This is a genomic window from Saccharopolyspora shandongensis (assembly GCF_900106995.1).
In the GTDB taxonomy this organism is placed as follows: Bacteria; Actinomycetota; Actinomycetes; order Mycobacteriales; family Pseudonocardiaceae; genus Saccharopolyspora; species Saccharopolyspora shandongensis.
Genome location: NZ_FNOK01000085.1, coordinates 21829 through 29189, shown reverse-complemented (window position 1 = coordinate 29189; position 7361 = coordinate 21829). Strand labels below are relative to the sequence as shown.

Sequence of the window (7361 nt, the reverse complement as noted above, 5' to 3'; positions counted from 1 at the left end):
CACACGCCCAGGCTCACAGAGTGCTCACCTGCCGGTCGGCTACCAACCAGGAGTTTGCCGGATGGCTCACTCCCAGAACTGATTAGGCTCAATGGGAGTCGTGCCTTCGATTTCGATGGAAATTGCGGCACCGGGTGGCGGGTGTCCTGCGGGATCGCGTCGGAGAGCGCTGCCGAGGCCGCGATGATCGCGGTGGGAAGCGGTGACGTTCGAGGGGTTCGTTTCGCGGCGAGATGCGAGAGCCGGTGATCGGCGAAGGCCGTTTTTCGTTGCTGTGGCGCCGAATCAGGTCCTTGGCCGGCCGCGCGCCGACAGCCACTGGGGGGAGGTGCCGTCGGTGCGCGGCCAGCGGCCCAAGGCTACACCCGGCGCCTCGGCGTCCTGCTCCGGCGGGCGCGAACTTGTGGCTGGGACTGGGAAAGCGGTCGGTTCGCGTCGCTCCGGGGCAGGAACAGCAGGGCGGACATCCCGGCGAGCAGGGCGCAGGCGGCGGCCACCAGGGCGCCCAGGTGCAGCCCTTCGACGAGCAGTCGCGCGCTGACGTCGAAGGCCGGCTGCCGGAGGTCGATCGGGAGCCGGTCGATGATCGACAGATCTCCGCTGGACAGCGCGTCGATCGCGGCCGTCGGGAGGGTCGGCAGCCGGGCGGGCAGTTCCGCCCGCAGGTGTGAGACGAGCAGCGTGCCGCACACCGCGACGCCGAACACGCTGCCCAGTTGCCGGAAGGTGTTGGAAATTCCCGATGCGGCACCGGCTTGCTCGGGTGGAACCGCGCTCAGCAGCGCTACGGTCGCGGGCGCGCCGACCAGCGACACCCCGGAGCCGAGCAGCGCGAGCGCCCACCAGTACTGCCCGTAGCCGGTGCCGACGCCGAGCCCGGTGAGGGCAAGCAGGCCGATGGTGGTCAGCGCCGAACCGGCGACGATCGGCGGCCGCGGCCCCAGCTTCGCGGCCAGCACGCTGGCCAGGTAGGAGAAGATCATGATCGCCAGGTTCAGCGCCAGGAACCGCAGTCCGGCCGCCGCCGCGCTGAGCCGGTTCACCTGCTGCAGGTAGAGAGTCAGCAGGAAGATGCCGCCGTAGAGGCCGAGCAGGCCGAACAGGTTGACCGCCCCGGCGACCAGCACCACCGGGCTGCGGAACAGCCGGATCGGCACCATCGGATCGGGGTGCCGCAGCTCCCAGCGCACGAAGACGACCAGCCCGGCAGCGGCGATCACGAGCGCGGCCACGACGGGCGTGGCCGTCCAATCCCGCCCGCCTTCGATCAGCGCGTAGGTGAGCGCGGCGATCGACGCGGCGAAAAGCAGCTGTCCCAACGGATCGAGCGAACGAGTCCCTTGTGGACCGTGTGTCGGGAGTAGTCGTCGGAGGGCGAGCGCGGCGGCGACGCCGACCGGGATGTTCACCCAGAAGATGCTCGGCCAGCCGAAGGCCTCGACGAGCACGCCGCCGAGCAGCGGTCCGACCGCGAGCGCCAGCCCGCCGATGCCGGCCCAGGTGCCGATGGCCTTCGCACGTGCTCGCGGATCCGGGAACACCGTGCTGATCAGCGCCAACGACACCGGGACCAGCGCGGATCCCGCGGCGCCCTGCAGGATGCGCGCCGCCAGCAATACCTCGAAGGTCGGCGCGAGCGCGCACAGCGCGGATGCGGCGGTGAACGCGACGAGCCCGCCGAGGAAGAGTCGTCGGTGGCCGAAGCGGTCGCCGAGGGTGCCCGCGGTGAGCAGCAGTCCGGCGAGCATGAGCGTGTAGCCGGCGACGATCCACTGCAGGTCGCCGACGCCGACGCCGAGGTGCGCCTGCATGGCCGGCAGGGCGATGGCCACGATCGTCGCGTCGAGCTGGACCAGGAAGGCGCCGCTGCTGATCAGCGCCAGCAGCAGTCGCGGATGGCGTTCGGGGACAGGGGAATTCGGCATTCGGGAGAACCTCGCGGAGTGATCGGACGGCGCGAGCGCGCCGCCGCGAACGCTAACTGAATGACGCTCAGTCAGTCAATGAGCGCGGCTCAGTGAGCGTCGTTCAGTCGGGTGCTATGCTGGAGCCCGCCGCACAGCAGGAAGGTCGCCGAGATGTCCGCACGAACACCGGCACGCCGCCGCCGGGTGACGATGAGCCCCGAGGACCGGCGCGAAGCGATCCTGCAGGCCGGGACCGAGGTCTTCTCGACCACGGGTTTCGCGAGGGCGACGATGGCGGAGGTCGCCCGGGCGGGCGGGATCGCCCAGGGCACCATCTACCTCTACTTCGAGTCGAAGGAGCACCTGCTCGCCGCCGTCTGGGAGCGCTACGTCGAAGGCATCCTGGAGATCACCGACCGGGTGCTCGCCGGCGACGGGTCGAGGTGGTCCACATTGGACGAGCTGTGGGCGGCGCTGCTGGACCACGCGGTGCGCAACGCCGAACTGCACCGCACGGTCTACGGTTCGGCCAACGCCAAGGCCCTGGAGCTGTGCAAGGACATCAACCGCCGGGTGATCGACCGCATCGGCGACTTCGTCGCCGAAGGCGTGCCCGACGGCACCTTCGCGCCGGACGCGCCGACGGCGTTCCGGATCGTCTACCACGGCGTGGACGGCCTCCTCGACGAACTGATCGCCACCGGGGCCGAGCTCGGCGCCGCGGACCTGACGAAGCGGACCCAAGACCTGACCCGCCGAACCCTGAGCCCCCGGCCCTGACCCGGGAAGCCCGGGTTCACGATCCGCTGTGCAGATCCCGCGCCAGGAGCGCGACGTGCAGTGACACCAGGGATTCCGGCGCGCTCAGCGAGACGCCCAGCAACTGCTCGATGCGCGCCAGCTGGGCGTAGTAGGCGGTGCGGGAGAGGTGCGCCGCCGCCGCTGCCGCGGACTTGTTCCCGCCGTGGCGGCACAGCGATCGCAACGCGTCCAGCAGCCGCTCGTTGGACATGATCGGCCCGAGCTCCCGTTCCGCGAACGCGATCAGCCGCTCGTCCCCGCGCAGCAGGTGCAGCAGCCCGCGCAGCCGCACGTCGTCCAGGCGGTGGAACTCGCGGCCGCCGTCGTCGATGTGCAGCGCCGCCTCCGCGACCTGCGCGGCCTCGGTCAGCGTCCGGCGCGCCCCGGCGATCGAGCCGACGACGCTGCCGACCGCTACCACCACCTGCAGCGAATGCGTGCCCGCGGACCGGCGGACCTCCGCCGCCAAGCGGGTCAGCACGGCGTCGGCTTCGGGTGCTCGCAGCGCCACCAGGGCTTGGACGGTGACGTCGTCGACGACACCCACCAGCACCGGCAGCTTCGCCTTGCGCGCGGCGAGCGCCGTCGCCTCGGCGAGATCCCGCAGCACCTGCTGGGTTTCCAGCGCCGGGGCGACCGTAGTCGTGGTGTGCGGCCGGACCGCGATGCCCACCAGCGGACCGTCCAGCGGCACGCCGACGCCCGCGGACCGGGCCGCCAGGTCGGCGGTGTCGGCGTTGCCCGCGAGCAGTTCGGTGATCAGCGTGCGGTGCGTCTGGCGCTCCAGGCTTTCCCGGTCGCGCGTCGCCAGCCGGTTCACCGCCAGCGCCGACGCCGCCCGCTCGGCGACCACGACGTGCCGGTGCGGCGGCTCCGGCCCGAGCATCACCAGCCGCCCCCAGTCATCGCCGCGAGCCCCGACCACGGTGGTCAGCCACCGCTGGTCCGGGTCGTAGGAGGTGCGGCCGGACTGCACCACCGAGCGGGAGCGCTCCGCCCACTCCGCCAGCAGAGCCACCGGATCCTGACCGGCCGAGTCGTAGGCCAGCACCTGGTGCGCGAGCGTCTCCAGCACCACCGGGCGACCCGCGATCCGCGCCGCCTCCCGCAGCACCGACGCGGGTTCGGCGCCCGAGGTGGTCAGCGCGGTGAACGTCTCGTGGATGGCGTGCGTCGCGCGCAGCTCGGCCAGCTGGGCGTCGCGGATCCGGGCGATCACCGCCTCGGTGACGGCCACGAACTTCGTCTCCTCGGACAGCGTCACCAGCGGCAGGTCGTGCCGGTGCGCCGCGTCCACCAGCGCCGTCGGCACCCGGTCGCGCCACCGGCGCACCAGCTCCACGACCAGCCCGCTCGCCCCGACCGCGGCGAGCTCGTCGACGTAGCGCACCAGCTGTGCCGGCTCCTCGGGGAGCGCGATGCCGGTGGTCAGCACCAGCTCGCCGCCGCTGAGCAGCGGGGCGATGTCGGCGATCTCCGCGACGTGCACCCAGCGCACCCGGCCGTCCAGGCCAGAGGCACCGGCCACCACCCGCGGCTTGCCCCGCCGCAGGACCGGCAGCTCTAGCGCCTCGGACACGGTCGGCAGCGCCAGCACGTCCGGCGAGGTCGGTTTCATCGCGGCATCCATGGTGCACAAACCGTAATGCAGATGGCGCTAAATGAGTACAGGTTGTCCGTGGAAGCAGCCGCCGCGGCCGACCAGACTGGCCGCAGCGGCACGCACGACCGCCGCGGAGGAACCGGCTGCCCCTGGAGGGAAGAGGACGCTGATGACGAAATCCTTGTTGGCCAGGCACCGCGCCGCCATGCCCAGCTGGCAGGCGCTCTACTACGACGAGCCCATCGAGATCGTCGCGGGCGAGGGACGCCACGTCACCGACGCCGACGGCAACACCTACCTGGACTTCTTCGCCGGGATCCTGACCAACGCCATCGGCTACGACGTCGCCGAGATCAGCGACGCGATCCGCCGCCAGGTCGACACCGGCATCCTGCACACCTCGACGCTCTACCTGATCCGGCAGCAGGTGGAGCTGGCCGAGCGGATCGGCGAGCTGTCCGGGATGACCAATCCCAAGGTGTTCTTCACCGGCTCCGGCACCGAGGCGAACGAGACCGCGCTCATGCTGGCCACCCAGTACCGGCGCAGCAACCAGGTCCTCGCGCTGCGCAACTCCTACCACGGGCGGGCCTTCGGCACCCTCGGCGTGACCGGCAACCGCGGCTGGTCGGCCAGCTCGCTGTCCCCGGTGAAGGTCAGCTACGTGCACGGCGGCTACCGCTACCGCAGCCCGTTCCGGGACCTCTCCGACGCCGACTACATCGCCGCCTGCGTCGACGACCTGCGCGAGGTCATCGAGACCACCACCGCCGGCGACGTGGCCTGCATGATCGCCGAGCCGATCCAGGGCGTCGGCGGCTTCGCCACCCCGCCGGACGGGCTGTTCGGCGCCTTCGCCGAGGTCCTGGAGGAGTACGGGATCCTGCTGATCTCCGACGAGGTGCAGACCGGCTGGGGCCGCACCGGCGAGCACTTCTGGGGCATCCAGGCGCACGGCGTGGTGCCGGCGGCGATGACCTTCGCCAAGGGCCTGGGCAACGGGTTGGCCATCGGCGGGGTGGTCGCCGATGCGGAGCTGATGGACTGCCTGACCGCCAACTCGATCTCCACCTTCGGCGGCAACCCGATCTCCACCGCCGGCGCCGGGGCCGCCCTTTCCTACCTGCTCGACCACGACCTGCAGGGCAACGCCGCGAAGCTCGGCACCCGGCTGCTCGACGGCCTGCGGGCGCACGCCCAGCGGTGCGCGCTGATCGGCGACGTGCGGGGCAAGGGCCTGATGATCGGCGTCGAGCTCGTCGAACCCGGCACCCGCACGCCCGCCGCCGCGTCGGCCACGCGGGTGATGGAACTGGCGAAGCGGCACGGGCTGTTGGTAGGCAAGGGCGGGCTGCACGGGAACGTCCTGCGCCTGGCTCCGCCGATGACGCTGACCGAGGAGGAGGCGGCGCAGGCGCTGCAGATCCTCACCGACACGATGACGCTGGCCGAGCAGGAGCTCCACCGATGACAGAACTGATCAGGCACTGGATCGCGGGCAAGTCCGCCGACGCGGACCCGCAGCGCACCGGGGAGGTCTTCGACCCCGCCACCGGGCAGGTGACGAAGCGGGTCGCGTTCGCTGCGGAGTCCGATGTGGACGCTGCGGTCACGGCGGCCGCCGAGGCGCTCAAGAGCTGGCGGCGCGCGTCGCTGGCGAAGCGGTCCAACGTGCTGTTCGCCTTCCGCGAGCTGCTCAACCAGCGCAAGGGCGAGCTGGCCGAGATCATCACCGCCGAGCACGGCAAGGTCGTCTCCGACGCGGCCGGCGAGGTGCAGCGCGGCCTGGAGAACGTCGAGTACGCCTGCGGCATCCCCAACCTGCTCAAGGGCGGCTTCTCGGAGAACGCCTCGACGAGCGTGGACGTGCACTCGGTGCGGCAGCCGGTGGGCGTCGTCGGGGTGATCTCGCCGTTCAACTTCCCGGCCATGGTGCCGCTGTGGTTCGTGCCGGGCGCCATCGCCTGCGGCAACGCCGTGGTGCTCAAGCCCAGCGAGAAGGACCCGTCGGCGGCGAACTTCATCGCCGGGCTGTGGCAGGAGGCCGGGCTGCCCGACGGCGTGTTCAACGTGGTGCACGGCGACAAGGTCGCGGTCGACGCGCTGCTGGCACACCCGGTGGTGAAGGCGGTGTCGTTCGTCGGCTCCACGCCGGTCGCGCGCTACGTCTACGAGACCGGCACCGGCAACGGCAAGCGGGTGCAGGCGCTCGGCGGGGCGAAGAACCACATGGTGGTGCTGCCCGACGCCGACCTCGACCTGGCCGCGGACGCCGCGGTGTCGGCCGGGTTCGGCTCGGCGGGGGAGCGGTGCATGGCGATCTCCGCGGTCGTCGCCGTCGACCCGGTCGGCGACGAGCTCGTCGCCAAGATCGCCGAGCGGATGGCCAAGCTCAGCGTCGGCGACGGGCGCCGCGGCTGCGACATGGGCCCGCTGGTCACCGCCGCCCACCGGGACCGCGTGACGTCCTATGTGGACGCCGGTGTCGAGGCGGGTGCCGAGCTGGTGGTGGACGGGCGCGGCGTGCGGGTCGACGGCGGGGACGACGGGTTCTGGCTGGGGCCGACGCTGTTCGACCGCGTGGGCACCGACATGTCGATCTACACCGACGAGATCTTCGGGCCGGTCCTGTCGGTGCTCCGGGTGCCCAGCTACGACTCGGCGATCGAGGTGCTCAACAACAACCCGTACGGCAACGGCACGGCGGTGTTCACCACGAACGGCGGCGCCGCCCGGCAGTTCAGCGAGGAGGTCGAGGTCGGCATGGTCGGCGTGAACGTGCCGATCCCGGTGCCGGTGTCGTACTACTCGTTCGGCGGCTGGAAGGACTCGCTGTTCGGCGACGCGCACGCCTACGGCCCGGACGGCGTCCAGTTCTACACCCGCACGAAGGTGATCACCACGAGGTGGCCGGACCCGTCCCACGGCGGCGTCAACCTCGGGTTCCCGCAGAACAGCTGAGGGCCGAGCCCCCCAGTGGTGTCGTGAGTGGCCATGGTCGCTCTGGCGGCCACAGCCACTCACGACACCTGCGCGACAACCGTGCAACA

General features: G+C 71.5%; 5 protein-coding genes. 3 read left to right on the top strand and 2 right to left on the bottom strand.

Annotated elements, in window-relative coordinates:
- Positions 1 to 359: 359 nt before the first annotated feature.
- Positions 360 to 1925, bottom strand: a complete 1566-nt coding sequence (locus tag BLW84_RS43235; protein WP_093278161.1) for an MFS transporter — start codon at positions 1923 to 1925, stop codon at positions 360 to 362.
- A gap of 153 nt (positions 1926 to 2078) precedes the next feature.
- On the opposite strand from BLW84_RS43235, the gene BLW84_RS43230 reads away from it, so the two are divergent.
- On the top strand, positions 2079 to 2687 hold the full coding sequence (locus tag BLW84_RS43230) for a TetR/AcrR family transcriptional regulator (RefSeq protein ID WP_093278159.1): 609 nt from the start codon (positions 2079 to 2081) through the stop codon (positions 2685 to 2687).
- A gap of 16 nt (positions 2688 to 2703) precedes the next feature.
- Here the strand turns inward: BLW84_RS43230 and BLW84_RS43225 are convergent, their stop codons facing one another.
- Positions 2704 to 4326, bottom strand: coding sequence for a PucR family transcriptional regulator (locus tag BLW84_RS43225; protein ID WP_093278157.1), 1623 nt, complete (start codon positions 4324 to 4326; stop codon positions 2704 to 2706).
- A 154-nt stretch (positions 4327 to 4480) separates the two neighbouring features.
- On the opposite strand from BLW84_RS43225, the gene BLW84_RS43220 reads away from it, so the two are divergent.
- Both BLW84_RS43220 and BLW84_RS43215 read left to right on the top strand, forming a co-directional pair.
- Positions 4481 to 5782 carry an aspartate aminotransferase family protein gene (locus tag BLW84_RS43220; RefSeq protein WP_093278155.1) on the top strand — a complete coding sequence of 434 codons (1302 nt, stop codon included), beginning with the start codon at positions 4481 to 4483 and terminating at the stop codon, positions 5780 to 5782.
- Positions 5779 to 7272, top strand: a complete 1494-nt coding sequence (locus BLW84_RS43215) for a CoA-acylating methylmalonate-semialdehyde dehydrogenase (protein WP_093278153.1) — start codon at positions 5779 to 5781, stop codon at positions 7270 to 7272. Before BLW84_RS43220 ends, BLW84_RS43215 begins: the two co-directional genes overlap by 4 nt.
- Positions 7273 to 7361: the final 89 nt, after the last annotated feature.

Coding starts and splice junctions, on each gene's coding strand:
- BLW84_RS43235 (WP_093278161.1), bottom strand. CDS start 1,925: ATGCCGAATTCCCCTGTCCCCGAACGCCATCCGCGACTGCTGCTGGCG.
- BLW84_RS43230 (WP_093278159.1), top strand. CDS start 2,079: ATGTCCGCACGAACACCGGCACGCCGCCGCCGGGTGACGATGAGCCCC.
- BLW84_RS43225 (WP_093278157.1), bottom strand. CDS start 4,326: ATGAAACCGACCTCGCCGGACGTGCTGGCGCTGCCGACCGTGTCCGAG.
- BLW84_RS43220 (WP_093278155.1), top strand. CDS start 4,481: ATGACGAAATCCTTGTTGGCCAGGCACCGCGCCGCCATGCCCAGCTGG.
- BLW84_RS43215 (WP_093278153.1), top strand. CDS start 5,779: ATGACAGAACTGATCAGGCACTGGATCGCGGGCAAGTCCGCCGACGCG.